This window comes from Dellaglioa kimchii, from assembly GCF_046115505.1.
GTDB lineage: Bacteria > Bacillota > Bacilli > Lactobacillales > Lactobacillaceae > Dellaglioa > Dellaglioa kimchii.
Window position 1 is genome coordinate 1 of the sequence record NZ_CP170737.1, and the last position, 16,895, is coordinate 16,895.

The window sequence follows — 16,895 nt, forward strand, 5'->3', positions numbered from 1 at the left end:
ATGACTGAGAAAATCCAGTTTGTTCAACCAAAATATCAGCAAATCGCTTTAGAATTGGCCAAGCGAATCAGCGATGGGCGTTATGCCGAGGGTGAGAAACTCCACGCGCGCTCAACCATTGCTACCAATTTCCACGTGTCACCGGAAACTGCCAGGAAAGCCATTATCGTCCTCGGCGACATTGGCGTCGTGACCGTTAAACACGGTTCCAGCTTTTTTGTGGCGTCTTCAGCGAAGGCAACGGAGTTTATCAAGCAATACCAAGACGTCGAATCGATTGAGAATGTGAAACGGGAGATTCACGAAAGTGCGAAGCGCCAGCAGGCTGAATCCCAGCACTTTTTGGGCCTCTTGAACAGCCTGGTCGAGCAGACACAGCGTTATAACGAAGATAATAAGTTACAGCCATACGAGGTCGTGGTCAAGGAGGGCTTTGCTGCGAGCACCGTCAGTGAACTCAATTTCTGGCATAATACCGGGGCCACCATCGTCGCCATTAAGCACCAGAATAAGATGATTGTCTCGCCCGGACCGCTCGCCGTGATCGAGCCCGGTGATTTTGTTTACGTAGTCGGTGACGAGCTTGCCTATCAACGCGTTGCAAATTTTTTGACTGCCTAAGCTGCAGTCTTTTTATTTGACAAAAGTGACTATACATGTTTTTATTGAGTATTCAGTTTTTTAAAAAAGGGGGAACTCGATGGCAGTCGTTGAAGTTAAAAGTTTAACAAAAATCTTCGGTAAAAAAGTTAAGTCTGCTCTCAAAATGGTTCGTGAAAATAAGAGTAAAAATGAAATATTAAAGGCTACCGGCGCAACCGTCGGGGTCTATGACGTGAATTTCAGTGTGGAACCGGGTGAAATCTTCGTGATTATGGGCCTCTCGGGTTCTGGTAAATCAACGTTGATTCGCCTGATCAACCGGCTCATTGAGCCTACTGCCGGTAGTATTACCGTGGCCGGCCACGACGTCAGCAAGGCGGATAAGGAAACTCTGCGTAAAATGCGGCGCGAGAACATGAGCATGGTCTTCCAAAGCTTTGGTCTATTACCAAACAGAACCGTGCTCGAGAATACGGAGTACGGACTTGAACTGCGGGGTGTCGATCCGGCAACGAGAAGGCAGCGGGCAGAGGAAGCGCTAGATAACCTGCACCTATTGGAATTCAAGGATCAACTTCCAAGCCAGCTCTCTGGTGGGATGCAACAACGTGTGGGCTTGGCGCGTGCACTTGCTAATAATCCCGATATCTTGTTAATGGATGAGGCCTTTTCGGCACTCGATCCGTTGATTAGAAAAGAGATGCAGGATGAGTTACTTGGTCTGCAAGAGAAACTCAAGAAGACCATTATCTTTATTACGCATGATTTGAATGAGGCACTTCACCTTGGTGACCGCATTGCGGTCATGAAGGACGGCCAAATTCAACAAATTGGTACCGGTGAAGAATTACTCACCAATCCGGCCAATGATTACGTGAAACGCTTCCTAAGTGACGTGGATTCATCACGTGTACTGACGGCAGAGAATATTATGGATCCGGCAGTGACCGTTAACATCGACCGTGAGGGGCCCAACATGGCCTTGCACCGGATGCGTGAGGAACGGATATCGATGGTAGTGGCCATCGATAACCAACATAAGCTGCAGGGAGTCATCTCAGCGGATGCCGCCAGAAGCGCCCGGCTGAATAACTTACCGCTACGTAAGGTGTTGGATGTTAACATGCCAACTATCGATAAAGAAACAGCAGTTAACGACATTTTTAACGTGATTTACGATGCTCATACACCAGTGGCGGTCACCGATAACGGCCGCCTGCTTGGGGTAGTCATTCGAGGTCGCGTGATTGAAACACTAGCGGATGAAGATGCACCATCATCAGAAACAAATGATGTACAGACACAGGAGGTGAAATAATGTTGTTCAATAATTTAACATTACTCGCCAAACTGCCCGTTGCGGATTGGATGGAGAACTTCACCACTTGGATGACTAATACCTTTGCCGGGCTGTTCGCGGCGATTCAATCGGGTGGTCAGGCCACAATGGATGGTCTCACCGACTTTCTCCTCTTTATTAATCCGTGGGTCTGGATTATAGGAATTACGATTCTCGCCTTTATCATCTCGACGAGACGTATTGGTATAACATTGTTCAGCTTCTTTGGACTCTTGTTCATTTATAACCAGGGGCTCTGGAGCGACCTGATGAACACATTCACGCTGGTACTCTTGGCCAGCCTGGTCTCGATTATTATTGGCGTTCCCTTAGGTATTTGGGCAGCCAAAAGCAATCGGGCTCAATCCGTCATCAAGCCGATTCTGGACTTCATGCAGACGATGCCTGCCTTTGTTTACCTTATTCCGGCAGTCGCCTTCTTCGGTATTGGTGTGGTTCCGGGTGTGTTCTCATCCGTGATTTTCGCCTTACCGCCAACCGTACGGATGACGAACCTAGGTATTAGGGGTGTCAGCACGGAATTGATTGAGGCAGCTGATTCATTTGGTTCAACGGCTTGGCAGAAGCTCATCAAGGTTGAGTTGCCAATGGCGAAAAACACTATTTTGGCCGGGGTCAACCAGACGTTAATGCTGGCCTTGTCGATGGTTGTTACAGCCTCGATGATCGGTGCCCCAGGACTAGGGCATGGCGTATTATCGGCGCTCCAAAGAGCACAAGTTGGTAATGGCTTCGTTAACGGGTTGGCATTGGTCATCCTGGCGATTATCATTGACCGATTCACACAATATGCAAACGAACGCCTGTCACTTGCGAGCGTGATGAGTGAGCAACAGAAGAAACGGCGCAAGCAGATTCGGTGGATCACGGTCGGTGCTGCGGTCTTGGCCTTGATTGGTGTGGGCGTAGCGCAGGTAGCAACGAAAGGCAATACGAAGGCGCAGGAAACGGTCAATTTATCCTACGTGCAGTGGGACTCAGAAGTTGCATCAACGAATGTGGTCGGTGAGGTTTTGCGCCAGATGGGCTACGACGTTAAGCTAACGGCACTAGATAATGCCGTGATGTGGCAGAGTGTGGGCAGCGGTGAGAGCGACGGAATGGTCTCGGCTTGGTTGCCTGTGACCCACAAGGAGCAATACGATAAGTATAAGAGTAAGCTGCAAGACCTTGGTGTTAACCTGAAGGGCGTTAAGGTTGGCTTGGTTGTTCCTTCCTATATGAAGGTCGACTCGATTGCTGACTTGACGAACGAGGCTGGCAAAACCGTGACGGGCATTGAGCCGGGTGCGGGTGTTGTTAGTGCAGCGCAATCTACAGTGAAGGCCTACGATAATCTTGCCGGCTGGCAGGTTAGCACCTCATCTACTGGGGCGATGGCTGTTGCCCTTGGGAAGGCAATCAAGGAGCATAAGCCACTTGTGATTACCGGTTGGTCGCCCCACTGGATGTTCAGTAAGTATGATTTGAAGTACTTGAAGGATCCAAAGGGCGCGATGGGTAAGTCTGAGTCAATTCATACTATGGTCCGTCAGGGACTGAAGGACGACATGCCGGAGGTCTACAAAGTGCTGGATAATTTCCACTGGACCCAAAAGGACATGGAAGAAGTCATGCTGGAAATTAACGGTGGTGCAAGTCCACGTAAGGCGGCTCAGAACTGGATTAAGAGTCACAAAGATGAAGTTGCTGAGTGGCAGAAATAATATTTAACAAGTTAAGAAAAGACTAGCCGATGAGGTATACCCCAAAAGTTAAAGTAAATATTTAGTTGTCTTCTAGGCGGCGAGTTTTCGATAATTTATCGGAGACTTGCCGTCTAGTTTTATTTGAATTCTATCTCTGTTGTAATACATTATCCAGTTTTCTATAGACTCGATCAATTCTTGTGAGTTTTGATATCGATCTAAATTCCCTAGCTCCACCTTTAGTTTATTAAAGAAAACTTGCTCCTATGTCAATAAATGGCACATCTTTTTCTAAACACTCGTTCTAATTCTGTCGGAATTAAACCAACTGATGTAATTTGAGGTTCGGATTACCAAGTCCTCAAAATTGGAAAAAGTTGTTTGAAAGGCAAACTCTCTCTTCAACAATGAGTGAAAAGCTTCAATTGGCCCATTATCATAAAGATAACCTTGTTTTGAGTATGAGTGGCTAATCTGATGCCGTTCAAGTAAAGTTTCAACTTCGTTGCTGGTGTACTGTGAACCCATGTCAGAGTGAAAATATTGTGGCTTTTGATGACATTCAAGCGCCTGATTAATCGTTTCTACAACTAACGTCGCCTCCATCCGATGACCAATCTTGAAAGCAAGAACTTGATGAACCTTTGGTTCGTAAATAGAACCGAGATAAACCCAGGTTCCTGGACGTAATTCCAAATAAGTAATGTCAGCACGCCATATCCTTGCATTGGGCTGGTGCTTGATTAAATTGGGGCGTTGTGAATGATCCACATGAGTGCCAGGTTTTTTAAATCGCCGATTCATTAAAGAGTGAATCTTCATTTCCCTCATTAATCGTAAAATTCGTTTTGACCCAACACAGATGCCTGACTTGCGAAGCACCATCGTTATTCGTGGATAACCATAGGCACGATAATTATTTTCCCAAATCAATTTAATTTTTTCTTTGAGCTGATTATCAACACGTTCGTGTTGACTAGGTTGATATCTTTTCCAATGGTAATAGGTGCTGCGCGGTAATTTCAGTGCCGAAAGAATAATTGATAAGCGGTGTCGCAATAACTGATCTTCTATGAAGACAAGGCAATTAATTCGTCCTAATGCTTTCCCAGTAACACCGCCGCAGCTTTTAAAATTTCAAGTTCCTCCTTTAATCGCTGATTTTCCTTTTGAAGTTGTTTGAATTCTTTGGACGTTACTTCAGTACCGTCTTCTAGCTCAACTGATTTAGCGCCTTTAACCCAGTTATGAATTGCGGCTGGAGAAACACCGTATTCCTCTGAAAGCGAGCGAATAGATCTTTTCTCTTCACGATGCATCTTCACAATGCTGGCTTTAAAATCATCTTGATATCGTTTCATTGGAATGTTCCTATCTTGTTTTATTAATTATGGCACAACTGTTCAGAAATTTATGTACCAAATAATAGGATAGGAGCAAGTCTTAGAAAATATTCAAACACCAAAAATTTAGTAGAATCACATACTGATATAAAATTCATTAAATTTATATCAAGAAAGGTCATTAGGGTATACTGAAGTGCCATAAAAAAGTTAGGCATTTAGATAAGACCTTGAGTATTTTTGTTTTAATTTGTTATAAATGATTTATTAAATTTGATCAAACAAATCATTTAATGCTTCCGTCATTGTTGGATGCGTGTATATTTGATCGCGCAAAGTCTCAGCTGAAAGATGATTTTGTATCGCTAGACTAATAATATTAATCGTCTCAAATGATTCCTCAGCATAAATAGTTGTACCCAAAATTTGATGTGTCTGTGGATCTATTAATGCTTTATAGCTACCTCTTGGATTACCAATTACTTGTGTCTTAGGAACACTAGCTGCTGGCATCTTCAGTACTTTATAATCAATGCCTGCCTCATTCAGCTGTGCCTCTGTTTTTCCGACACTACTAATAGCCGGATTTAGAAAAATAGTATTCGCAAATACTGGTCGATTTAAACGACTTCGTGTCTTATCGCCATATAGCTGATTAGCCATAATACGCCAATCATCTAACGAAATATACGTGAATTGTGGCCCGCCGGTAACATCACCTAAAGCATAGACATCTTTAGCATCTGTTTCTAGTATATCATTGACTAAAATTTCACCGTGACTACCTGTTTTAATACTAGTTCTTTCTAGGTGCAAATCGGTCACATTAGCTTTACGTCCCGTAGCAACTAATAACCCATCGGCCTGTATATTTTTAATCCCTTTTGGTGTGCTTATAGTTAATGTAACACCATTTAGTGTATCATTTACACCAGTTAAGTTGCTTTCTAACAAAAAGGATACACCATCTTCCTCTAAATCATTTTTAGCTTGTTCGGCAATTTCAGGCTCAAAGTGTCCTAAAATCTTAGATGATTTATCAATGATGGTCACATGGCTACCAAATTGTGCATACATTGATGCAAATTCCAACCCAATCGGTCCACTACCAAGAATAACTAATTCCTTTAATTGTTTATCTTTTACAAGTAAGTCTGTGGACGAATAAACATGTTTACTAGCAAGCAATCCATCAATATTAGGCCAAATTGGTGTTGCTCCTGTATTAATAAAAATACGATCTGCAATTAAAGTTTCCTGCCCTGAGTTATCAGATACTCGTACCGTATGGTCATCCAAAAATTCAGCAGTAGCTGTTAAAACAGTGGCTTCTTGTAAATCAGCCACCTTATGGTAGTTTTTATTACGTAGCATTGCTGTTAGGGCATTTTTCTTTTTTAAAGCGACTTCATATTCTATACCCCGGTGGGCATTAATAATCATGTTTTTAGTCGGTAAACAAGCAACATTGATACAAGTTCCGCCATACATGTTGGGATCTTTTTCAATAATTAATACTTCTTCACCGTGCTTTGCAAGTGTTCCTGCAAGTGTTTTACCCGCTTTTCCAAATCCAATAATAATATTACTAAAATGTTTCATTATTCACCTTGCTATTCAATAATTTAATTATGTGATCGAATCACAAATCAGGATCTAAAATAATTAAGTAATTAAAATTATTTAGAAAATAATTTTTGAATCTAATTCCCAATTTGGATGTTATTTTTTATACAAGATTATTGCAACAATATTCTGATATTTTCATACTCTGATCCCCCTCAATCAATTATCTATAATTCAATTCTTTTAACGCAAATTTATTGTCCATTAGTTTTTATAACATCATTTAAATGACCTTGTAACAAGTATAACCTTTATTCATGATAAAAAGACAGGTAAGGCGAATACATTGTATCTAAAGCCTATCCAACAAGACTTGCTGCAATATCATGATTGGCTAGTCCAACAGAATATCAATTCGGATTGGTTATTTCCCTCAACGTCCCATCCAGATCGACATATCACAAAGAAGCAGTTTTATAAGGTGATGGCACATGTTGGTGATCTACTAGGCATCAACTATTTAGGCACGCACACCATGCGTAAAACAGGCGCCTATCGTGTATACACGCAATCGAATTACAACATTGGCTTAGTCATGCATTTATTGAACCATTCTAGTGAAGCTATGACGTTAACTTACCTTGGCTTAGACCAAGCGAGTCGGGAAACCATGTTAGATTAAATTGATTTTGGTTAGACTAATTGAATACAACTGTAATTAAACGCAGACTTTACCTTGCTGATTTAGAAGTTACAGCAAAAGACGTGTATATTAAACAGGATTTCGCTAATAAAACGGCTGAAACCCTTGATATGAGCGGAACTGCAAATTCTGCAGTCCGACAAGAAAACGCTGAAACCCTTGGTACAAGCGGAACTGCAAATTCTGCAGTTAATCAAGAAGAATATAATAACTTAGATACTAATAGATACTAATAGATACTAATAGATACTAATAGATACTAATAGATACTAATAGATACTATAAAGATACTGCACAGCTAGATTTTTCCACTGCTAATTTTTCAAATGCTCAAATTGAAAAACAAAATCAAGACCTAGTACAACATGCAAAAGAATTTTTGACAGAAGAAGATAATAACCCTGTTCCATTTGAACCAGAAACAATACGACTAATTAGTCTATGGGCAAATAATAATCCTAAAATCATTAGAAAAACTATTGGTATTATTCTAAATGCTAGACGAGATGTCCAAGAGTTACACAAAGATCATCATCTATTTTTTATCTTAGATAATGAACCAGAATTACAAACCAAGATCACACAAACCTTACGTCGGTATTTTAATGCTTTGCGAAGCGACGATAAACAGATTAAAAATTACGAGAACTATTTATATATCACTATGCAAAATATGTTTGAAAATTACGGTAGTTCTAAACTACAACGTGAATACAAGCTTGAACACTCAACAAACCAGATAGCGAAGAATAATTTATCAATGGACTTAGGGACGGAGTATCTGAATTAATTAGAAATGCAAAAAATGTAAATAGTCGTTAGAAGCTATAAAATGCCTTAATTGGCTTTTTAATAGCACCAGTATAAAACATAGAAAGGGATAAGAACGTAAAACATAACATCGATTATGCGTAGTTGTTGCTATATCAACGTTTACAGCGCTTAGTTTGTGATTTTTAAAAATTCACAAGCCGTAGGTTTATTTGTTGCGGGGTGAAGAGCAGACCACTCTGTGCCTTTCCTCAGCTTTATTGAATATACCAATTATCATATTTGTGCAATACTTGTTATACTTGCAACAGATTAAGAAATGAGGGAATAACGTGGCTAAAATTTTCTTTTATGGCGCTGTTAGTTTGGATGGCTACCTATCCGATGTGAACGATGGATTACAATGGTTATTTGATACAGAAGTCGGTGATAAACTTACCACAGATGCCTTTTTGGATACGGTAGAAACTGTTGTGATGGGCAGAATTACATACGAAGAGGCCCGAAAGTACGTCCAGCCTTTATATCCCGGTAAGGATGTTGTGGTGTTTACCCATAATACTAATTTCGATGTCCAAGAAGGTTTTGCCGTATCCGAGGATCCAGTAGACTACCTTAGAAAGTTGAAAGAACAACCGTCGGGCAATATTTGGGTGGTCGGTGGTGTGAACCTACTAAAAAACATTATTGTTGCTGACTTGATTGATGAATGGTGGATTCAAATCGCACCCGTTTTACTTGGTAACGGAAAAAGATTATTCGAGCAATCCGACTATCAAACTCGGCTGAAATTAATTGATATAACGCAAATGAAACAATTGACAGAACTTCATTTTCGCCGAAATTAATATTTAAACAACGGAAAACCCGCTTCAGTTAATACAACCTGAAGCGGGTTTTCGTTCAATAAAAAAATTCAGGGAATTGCCCCTCACGGGGCCTCTTAAAATCGCTCCAAAATCTTGACATTAATTCCAACGAAAAAAAGTTTGTAATTTAATATGGACGATTTTATGTGGTGGAAATAACCCATAGCGCGTAATACATTGATGGTTTTTTGTAGCGCCATAATCACACTCCTTTTTATCTTAAAATATGTACTTCATGTATTATGATGCAAACGAATTGGATAAGTATTTATATACACAAATGTAGATTCCCCAGGCTTAATAGTGGTCATCATTTTTAATTAAAATCAATACGATAGGGAACTATATTAGCATTCAAAATAAGTTGAGATACAGATACTATCTCAACTTATTTTTTTATGGGGTTAAGCTGACACCAGCTTGCCCCACGCGGGTAGCGTTCTGCATGACATGCTCTCACTGAAGGTGATCCTGCAATGATAAATTGCCCCGTCACGGCGTGACCCGCCGGAGGTTTTACGAGCCGGATAATAGGCGCTGTAAAATAGCAGTTTCCCCAGTAGGAAGGGGAAACGCTACTGTCAGCGCTTGTCGATGACGCGCCTCGCAGAGCCTGTCCAAAATAGCATTTTGGTATAACAGGCTATACCAGATTTTTAACGGTGTTATACTGGTCTTGGAAAACCTTTTTCGAGGAGGCATTTTTGATGGCGCATTTAAAGAAAAATACGCGTGGTTCAGTTCCCGGCTTAGCCGTTCATTTTGAACGTAAAACTGACCATCACACCAACAAAGAAATTGATGTGTCGAAAACCTATCTGAATCAAGAGCTCATGGCTGATGGTTCTGATATGCTTTCACGTTTCAACGAGCGTTTAAATGACGTTTATTGCATGAAAAGAGACGATGTGAAGGCGTTAGCGACGTGGATAGTCACTTTACCTGAAGAACTCACAGAAGCGTCCTACGAGCAACAGAGCGCCTTTTTTGAAGCAACTAGCAATTTTCTCAATGACCGTTATGGTCAAGAAAATACCGTGGCCGCGGTGGTGCATTATGATGAGACAACCCCTCACTTGCACTATGCCTTTGTCCCAGTGGTTTTTGATGATAAAAAATCACGTTATAAAGTATCTGCTAAAGAAGTGCTAACGCGACATGATCTGCAAACCTTTCATGATGATTTAGATCAGCATTTAAAAAAGGTGCTGCCCTTTTATGAACAAGGGATTTTAAATCACAAAACCTTACCGTTTGAGAATGTCGCTGAAATCAAAAAATACAACGATCAGTTTAACGCCTTAAAAAACGAACTAGCTGACGTTGAAGACAATATTAGGGCTAAACAGGCCGTACTTAAAATCACGGATCAAGCCTTAACGGAAGTTGACTTAGCCGAAAAACAAATTGATGATTTTAAACAAGCCTTATCTAAAAACCTCTTTGGTAAGACGGTGCTTAAACCAGATGACTTAGATCGCTTTAAAAACGTGTTAGCCACGATGAAGAAAGCCACCTTACAAAGCCAGCATGAGACAGAAGAACTCAAGCAAACGTTAGGCCAAGTCAAAGCGCAATTAGCAGACGTCCAAGCAGACTATCAAAACCTGAAAGAAACGCATCAAGCGCTTCAGAAGCGGCAACGCGAACAGCAACAGCTGGATTATGCCATGCGAGACATACTTAAAAATGATTATGCTGTCGACAAGCTATCGCATACTGATGTGGAGGCTCGGTATGTTCTTTATAAGCTGGATCATGAAGAACGCACAAAAAATAAAAAAGTAGCCCAGTCATGGTTAAAAACACTGACGACAGCTAGAGCAGATCCAGATACGAAAATAGCGCCAACTAGATTAGATCGCGGTATCGAACAAGTTAAAGCATTAATCAATCGGATCATTGAATTAACGCGTGATCTTTTTAAAGGACCTAGTCTCTAACGTTAAACCTACTTATTTGCCCGTCTAAGCGTTTTTAGCTACGAAACGTATAAATCAGCATTAACCAAGTTAAAATGGCTCTATCGACTTATTAAGGGGCAATCATATTAGATAACAAGTGATATGTCATTGGAAATCATTCAACAAAAGAATCCCACGTACAAAATTGACGTACGCAGAGGTTCTTTTGTTTTTTTTTATGGGTTCAATAAAAAGGCAAAGCCTATTATAAGTTTATCTTTTATATTTTAATCTTTTGTTCTTTTGCGCGGTTAGAAATTCAGTAATATCAAGGTTTTAATAGGTAATATAGCGACAAAAAACTATGTATATAGCGACAAAAAACTATGTATATAGCGACAAAAAACTATGTATATAGCGACAAAAAACTATGTATATAGCGACGTTTTAAACTATTTTGTCGCTATATAATGTTATAATAAAAGCATAAAGAAATTCCCGTCTAAAAGTTTTTCTTTATGCTTATCCAACAACACGCCTAAAGGAGCGTATTTATATGTCTATTATAACAGAATCAAAGACAAGGCAGGTACAGACCTTGAATGAATTATCAAAACGTAAAGTTGTTGAACATAATAGTCTAATAACGTCGATTGCCAAAATGGACAAAACCCCATTAAAGATGTTTGAATTAGCTGTCTCTTTAATTGATACAGAAAATCCCCCGAAAGACCAGACAGTTTATTTATCCAAGCAAGAGTTATTTGCTTTTTTTAACGTGGATGATAGCAATAAACATAGTCGTTTTAAAGAAGCAATTGAAAAAATGCAGAAACAAGCATTTTTTAAGATAAAAAAAGCCAAAGAAAAGGGATATGAATTTGAAAGTATTGTGCCTATCCCTTATGTTAAATGGGCGGATTATCATGATGAAGTAACTATCCGATTTAGCCCCGAAATCATGCCTTATTTAATCAATCTCAAAACCAATTTTACGCAACATGCCTTATCAGAAATTTCTGAATTGAATAGCAAGTATGCAATCATTTTGTACCGTTGGTTATCAATGAATTACAACCAATATGAGCATTACAGCGTTAAAGGTGGGCGAAGAAAAGAGCAAGTGGAAAGTTACCGTAATCCGATAATCACTATTCGAGAATTGCGCGATACGACCGATACGGTGAGTGAATATAAAAAGTTTACTGATTTTGAAAGAAGAGTATTAAAAGATCCGATTAAAGAAATCACAAACCATACCAGCTTTAATGTTACGTATGAAAAAGTAAAAAAAGGACGCAGCATTGAAAGTATTGTCTTTCATATCACTAAAAACCAAGTTGCAGATGATATTAGTTACAAATTAGATGATCCCGCTTATATTGACGGTAAGATAAGACAAGAAGAAAGTGAAAAAGATCTTGTTTATGAAGCGATGAAAAGTCCATATACAAAATTGCTGATGGAACATTTCTTGTTGACATATATTGATTTAACGGATACGACTATTTTGTCCGGGTTACAGAAAAATGTTTATCCACTTTATGACGAATTAAAAGAGTTACGTGGTTTAAAGGGCGTGAAAGAGCACTTAGCATATATCCGAGATAAACAAGATGACTATTCGAAAAAGAATATTGCTAAGTATCTTAAAAAATCGATTGAACAGTATCTACCAATCGTTAAAAGGCAGGATATAGATCATGAGTGAAAATTTAAAAACAATTCGAGAACTTGCTGATGAGTTAGGAGTTAGTAAGACTGCAATTAACAAAAAAGTTTCGGATAGCGAACGAAAACAATGGTTTTCAAAAAACGGAAACCGGTTTTTGGTTAACGAAGACGGACAAAAGGCTATAAGAAAAATGTTTTCATCTGGAATCGACAACCATAAATCGAAAACCGAAAACACATATCAACAACCAGAATCAAAAACCGAAAACTTTGAAAACGCCAACCTAAAACATTCAGATATTAACTACTTAAATGATATTATTAAGTATCAGAATGCACAAATAGAAGATTTAAAAGAAACTAAATCACAACACTTTAAGCAATTGGACCAAATGCAAAATTTATTAGACCAGCAACAACGATTAGCCTTACAGGACAAGCAACTGCTCGAAGAATACAAGGCAGAAATTAAGGACTTGAAAGCCTTAACGATGGCACCGCATGATGATGGTGAAAAAGAAGTGACGTCAGACAAACAACCGGAACCTGAAAATAGCACCCCGGAGTCACAACCTAAACCGAAAAAGTGGTGGCGTTTTGGTAAATAGTTACAACTAAAAAAGAAAAGAAGACTAGTTAAATGGCGGAAGATAAATTTGAACAAGCTGTAATTGACAAGCTAAAGAGTGAAGGTTGGGAATATCTAACAGATTATTCTGGTGTAACAGTTGATCGGCTATATGACCACTGGCGCGACATTCTGAATGCCAACAATCGTAAACGACTAGAAGATACGCCGTTATCTGATAATGAGTTTGAACAAGTGAAGTTGGAACTAACGAAGAATAAAACGCCGTATGATGCGCAACTCATGTTGGCGGGTACGGGTGGTGTTGGGACCGTACCGTTGAATCGTGATGATGGGACGCAGCTAGAACTTGAAATATTCTATGGTGATGAAGTGGCTGGTGGACATTCACGTTATGAAGTCGTTAACCAAATTACGTTTACGGATTTAGCAACGTAAGTTAGATTTGTTGAAAGAACAGAAAAAAGGCTTTTTACAAAAGATGTTTGTTTAGGGTCTATAATTAATAAGTGATGGGGTATTGTGGAACTGATGGTCAGGCAATAACTACGCAAGCAACTAGAGACGGTGGAGTTGATGGATTTATCCAACAAGATGCATTAGGGCTACAAAATATATACATCCAGGTTAAAAGATACGCTAAATCAAATTCTGTAGGTTCTAGAACCATCCAAAGTTTTAGTGGAGCACTTCAGGAAAGAAGTGCAGGAAATAGTAATAGTGGTGTCTTTATAACTACTTCATCCTACACTCAAGATGCTTTAATATCCGCTAAACGTCTACATATAAAAGCTATTGACGGTGAACAATTGGCTAAACTAATAATTAAATATAAGGTTGGTATAAAAACCATCAATCAATTTCCAATTTATGAGATTAATAAAGACGACTTTTAATTCCCGCCATTTCCATCAGGGTAATTTATAAGGAGAAAAGCTATGGATGACTTAAAAACCATAATAAGTAAAACTCTCAATCAATATCAAAATACTAAAAATAAATAAAAAAATTCTTTTCAATTCTTATTTATGGTATGACATAAATAAAGTAAAGTTATTCGTCTAGGTTAATCTTATTAATGCTCTTTCTCACTAGTGTTGCATGCAACACTAGTGAGAAAGAGCATTAAATATACTGCAAGGCAAGACATTTGGTAATTGAAGAATAACAAGCAAAAAAATAGCAGTCAGGTCTCTTGACAAAGTATAGTTGCTATTCTTTTTTTAGGCCCTACTTTAATGAAATTTTTGTTTGGAGGGAACGACCTCATTCCTTTGATTATTTCAGTTGAATTTAATAGAGAAGCCTGGCGTCTATTAAGAAATACTTTTCTTGATGAGCGTCAATTTTTTTAACGGAAATCTATCCTATACTAAATTCAGTAAAGGAAAAGGAGAAATCAAAGGAAACTATTTTAAACAAACCAAAATTATAGGAGGAATAGATCATGACTAAAAATAAAGCGTCTCAAGAAAGAACACCCCAAGAAAGATTGCAAGAAGAACAAGAACACAAGGAACATGTCCATCATACAAAAATTAATGCAGCGGCCATTTCGGATCATCTTTTAGGGAACATGCATACTTTACATGTGAAATTGCACCAATATCACTGGTATGTAAATGGCGCTAATTTCTTCACCCTGCATGAAAAATTTGAAGAATTGTATAATCAAAACGAAGAATGGTTCGACAAACTAGCAGAACGCTTGATTACTTCCGGTCATAAACCGGCTTCAACCACCGCTGAATTTGAAAAATATTCCATGCTTTCAGAAGATGCCATCAATAAATACGCTAAAGCAGAAGACATGGTTGAAAATATTATCGAAGATTTCAGAAGTACCCGTGAATTAACGATTCGTGCTATTCGTTTAGTACAAGATGAGGGTGACGATGCTTTAGAAGATACACTGATTGCTTTTAAAAATGACTTAGATAAAAACATTTGGATGTTGCAAGCGTTCATTGGCAAAGAGGCATTGGAAGACGATGATGCGTTTGATGAGGATGAAGATTAGGTTTTTCGTAAACATACATTTATAAATTAAATATTTTGGGGTTGGGACTCTTTCCAGCTCCTATTTTTTTGCCGTTAAAAAGACTTTTCTTGATGAGTGTCAATTTTTTTGAGCTAGGGGCCTTTATACTAAATATAGGAAAGTTAAAAAAAAGGACAGTAAACTGATAAAGGGGAACAACGAATTGACTCAATACACCCAACCACATGCAGCAGGAGACCACTCAGCTTGTATCCGCTTAGTCCCGATATTCAATCATTTGGAGGAAAGCTCGATGGATCGCATCGCTGGAAAAGCTCACACGAAGCACTATCAAAAAGGGGCGTTTCTGTTTCGCTCGCAAGAAAAAGATGATGCCTTATATATTGTGAATCGCGGAAAAGTCCGCATCTATCGCTTGTCTGATTCTGGTAAAGAGCAACTAGTGCGTATTTTGAATCCGGGTGACTTTACGGGAGAATGGACGTTATTCAATCCTGATGCTGTGCATGAGGAATACGCAGAAGCTACTCGAGATACGTCTGTCTGCATGATTCAACAACATGATGTACAAGAGTTTCTAAAAGAGTATCCTGCAATTTCGTTAAAGCTGCTAGGAGAGATGTCGCAGCGGTTAGAAAAATCCGCACGTCAAACCGCACAAGTAGCCGTGGAGAGTGTCATTACCCGTTTAGTTTTGTTTTTGGCAGAAAATGTGGAACCTGAAATGGGCAACTCTCCCACCATCACCCTGCCGATGGCAAAAAAGGACATTGCTTCCTATTTAGGAACGACACCTGAGACCATCAGTCGCAAATTTGGAGAATTGGAGAACGAGGGATTGATTCAACAGCTGTCTGGGAAAAGAATCAAGATTCAGGATTTAGATGATTTATTGCTTTACAGCGAATAATCGGACACGGAAAAGTGGCGTATTACGAAGCGAGTGACCAGGGAGCTAAAAGTGTATTCATTGTTTGGTTTCCATGGAGCTTAGCCGGAATCTTGTTCAGCATCACCTTGACTAGAATGACGCGAAAAATTGAAGAAATGGAACAAATGGTACCTACTACCATCCGACTTTTTTATACGAGTCATTGTGGAGTTTGTTGGGCTTTGTCCTCATCGTCACTATACGGAACCGAAAACAGATTTTGCGTCAAGAAGAAGTCGCTTTGAGTTACGTTTTGTGGTACTCAGTGGGTCGGTTCTTCATTGAAGGTATGCGAACGAACAGTTTATGGATTGGCGAGTGGATCCGCGTTTCGCAAGCCTTGTCTCTGGCCCTGTTTATTGGCGCGATTGTAGTATGGTTTATACGCAGACAAGATTATCCACCAATTTCTTATTATTCTGATGGCAATAAGGGGCAGAAAAAGACTATTAAGATGGTGAATTGAGCAAAAAGATAAAAAGAAGTGCCGAACTTGATATGCGTCAATTTTCGTTTGCTAAAAGTGAGCTATATTACAGTTGTAAAGAGGAAAAGGCAGTGTTCATTAATCTGCTGCCGATAAAATAAAAACACATAAAGGAGATAGGAATTATGGAAAAAGCTATATTGCAATTAGAAACGTTGTCTTGTCCAAGTTGTATGCAAAAAATTGAAGGTGCCGTGAAATCAGTTAACGGTGTTGATAAAGACAGCATTAAAGTATTATTCAACTCCAGCAAAGTCAAAGTCGATTTTGATTCAGCTGTCACTTCGATTGAAGAGATTCAAAAAGCTATCGAAAACGTAGGCTATCCGGTCCTTAAAGCAAAAGTCAAGGCCGCTTAACAGATTAAATGAACTAGGCAATTCTGGAAGGAAAGCTATTTTTCCA

Annotated in this window: 15 protein-coding genes and 4 pseudogenes; 16 read left to right on the forward strand and 3 right to left on the reverse strand. The window is 39.2% G+C overall.

The window, feature by feature from the left end; genetic code table 11:
* From ACE83Q_RS07495 to ACE83Q_RS07505, 3 genes are all read left to right on the forward strand, one after another.
* Complete coding sequence (locus tag ACE83Q_RS07495) at nt 1-621, forward strand: GntR family transcriptional regulator (RefSeq protein WP_409022843.1); 621 nt, start codon at nt 1-3, stop codon at nt 619-621.
* Between the two features lie 79 nt (nt 622-700).
* On the forward strand, nt 701-1,921 hold the full coding sequence (locus ACE83Q_RS07500) for a glycine betaine/L-proline ABC transporter ATP-binding protein (protein ID WP_409022844.1): 1,221 nt from the start codon (nt 701-703) through the stop codon (nt 1,919-1,921).
* A complete protein-coding gene (locus tag ACE83Q_RS07505; protein ID WP_409022845.1) occupies nt 1,921-3,669 on the forward strand; it encodes an ABC transporter permease/substrate binding protein in 1,749 nt (582 codons plus the stop codon). Before ACE83Q_RS07500 ends, ACE83Q_RS07505 begins: the two co-directional genes overlap by 1 nt.
* 72 nt (nt 3,670-3,741) lie before the next feature.
* Here ACE83Q_RS07505 and ACE83Q_RS07510 read toward each other — a convergent pair.
* The 3 genes and pseudogenes from ACE83Q_RS07510 to ACE83Q_RS07520 form a co-directional block, all read right to left on the reverse strand.
* Nucleotides 3,742-3,894: pseudogene (locus ACE83Q_RS07510) on the reverse strand (IS3 family transposase); the annotation flags it as partial.
* A 48-nt stretch (nt 3,895-3,942) separates the two neighbouring features.
* Nucleotides 3,943-5,012 (reverse strand): IS3-like element IS1163 family transposase gene (locus tag ACE83Q_RS07515; protein ID WP_409022846.1). Its coding sequence is split into 2 segments (ribosomal slippage): nt 3,943-4,784 and nt 4,784-5,012, totalling 1,071 coding nucleotides; the frame shifts between segments, so codons are not numbered across the junction.
* Nucleotides 5,013-5,261: 249 nt separating this feature from the next.
* Complete coding sequence (locus ACE83Q_RS07520; RefSeq protein WP_224138681.1) at nt 5,262-6,596, reverse strand: FAD-dependent oxidoreductase; 1,335 nt, start codon at nt 6,594-6,596, stop codon at nt 5,262-5,264.
* 259 nt (nt 6,597-6,855) lie between these two features.
* Here ACE83Q_RS07520 and ACE83Q_RS07525 point away from each other — a divergent pair.
* The 13 genes and pseudogenes from ACE83Q_RS07525 to ACE83Q_RS07585 form a co-directional block, all read left to right on the forward strand.
* Nucleotides 6,856-7,242: pseudogene (locus tag ACE83Q_RS07525) on the forward strand (tyrosine-type recombinase/integrase); the annotation flags it as partial.
* Between the two features lie 20 nt (nt 7,243-7,262).
* Nucleotides 7,263-7,496 (forward strand): hypothetical protein, encoded by a 234-nt coding sequence (locus ACE83Q_RS07530; protein ID WP_224155686.1) that lies wholly within the window; start codon nt 7,263-7,265, stop codon nt 7,494-7,496.
* 146 nt (nt 7,497-7,642) lie between these two features.
* Nucleotides 7,643-8,053: a hypothetical protein gene (locus ACE83Q_RS07535; RefSeq protein ID WP_224155685.1), complete on the forward strand. Its 411-nt coding sequence runs from the start codon at nt 7,643-7,645 to the stop codon at nt 8,051-8,053.
* A 313-nt stretch (nt 8,054-8,366) separates the two neighbouring features.
* Nucleotides 8,367-8,882 (forward strand): dihydrofolate reductase family protein, encoded by a 516-nt coding sequence (locus ACE83Q_RS07540; protein WP_144903552.1) that lies wholly within the window; start codon nt 8,367-8,369, stop codon nt 8,880-8,882.
* A 728-nt stretch (nt 8,883-9,610) separates the two neighbouring features.
* Nucleotides 9,611-10,846, forward strand: coding sequence for a MobV family relaxase (gene mobV, locus ACE83Q_RS07545; protein WP_013102094.1), 1,236 nt, complete (start codon nt 9,611-9,613; stop codon nt 10,844-10,846).
* 517 nt (nt 10,847-11,363) lie between these two features.
* The gene (locus ACE83Q_RS07550) at nt 11,364-12,518 is read left to right on the forward strand and encodes a RepB family plasmid replication initiator protein (RefSeq protein ID WP_013102095.1); all 1,155 of its coding nucleotides are present in this window, start codon (nt 11,364-11,366) and stop codon (nt 12,516-12,518) included.
* Nucleotides 12,511-13,089 (forward strand): DNA-binding protein, encoded by a 579-nt coding sequence (locus ACE83Q_RS07555; RefSeq protein WP_150280102.1) that lies wholly within the window; start codon nt 12,511-12,513, stop codon nt 13,087-13,089. Before ACE83Q_RS07550 ends, ACE83Q_RS07555 begins: the two co-directional genes overlap by 8 nt.
* 32 nt (nt 13,090-13,121) lie before the next feature.
* A pseudogene (locus ACE83Q_RS07560) lies at nt 13,122-13,505 on the forward strand (type I restriction endonuclease subunit R); the annotation flags it as partial.
* A 77-nt stretch (nt 13,506-13,582) separates the two neighbouring features.
* Entirely contained in the window at nt 13,583-13,966 is a 384-nt protein-coding gene (locus ACE83Q_RS07565; protein WP_006845392.1) for a restriction endonuclease, read from the forward strand.
* A gap of 551 nt (nt 13,967-14,517) precedes the next feature.
* Nucleotides 14,518-15,090: a Dps family protein gene (locus tag ACE83Q_RS07570; RefSeq protein WP_060391932.1), complete on the forward strand. Its 573-nt coding sequence runs from the start codon at nt 14,518-14,520 to the stop codon at nt 15,088-15,090.
* Nucleotides 15,091-15,274: 184 nt separating this feature from the next.
* On the forward strand, nt 15,275-15,982 hold the full coding sequence (locus ACE83Q_RS07575) for a Crp/Fnr family transcriptional regulator (protein WP_089997620.1): 708 nt from the start codon (nt 15,275-15,277) through the stop codon (nt 15,980-15,982).
* Between the two features lie 145 nt (nt 15,983-16,127).
* Nucleotides 16,128-16,469: pseudogene (locus tag ACE83Q_RS07580) on the forward strand (prolipoprotein diacylglyceryl transferase family protein); the annotation flags it as partial.
* 146 nt (nt 16,470-16,615) lie between these two features.
* Nucleotides 16,616-16,849, forward strand: a complete 234-nt coding sequence (locus ACE83Q_RS07585) for a heavy-metal-associated domain-containing protein (protein ID WP_006845389.1) — start codon at nt 16,616-16,618, stop codon at nt 16,847-16,849.
* Nucleotides 16,850-16,895: the final 46 nt, after the last annotated feature.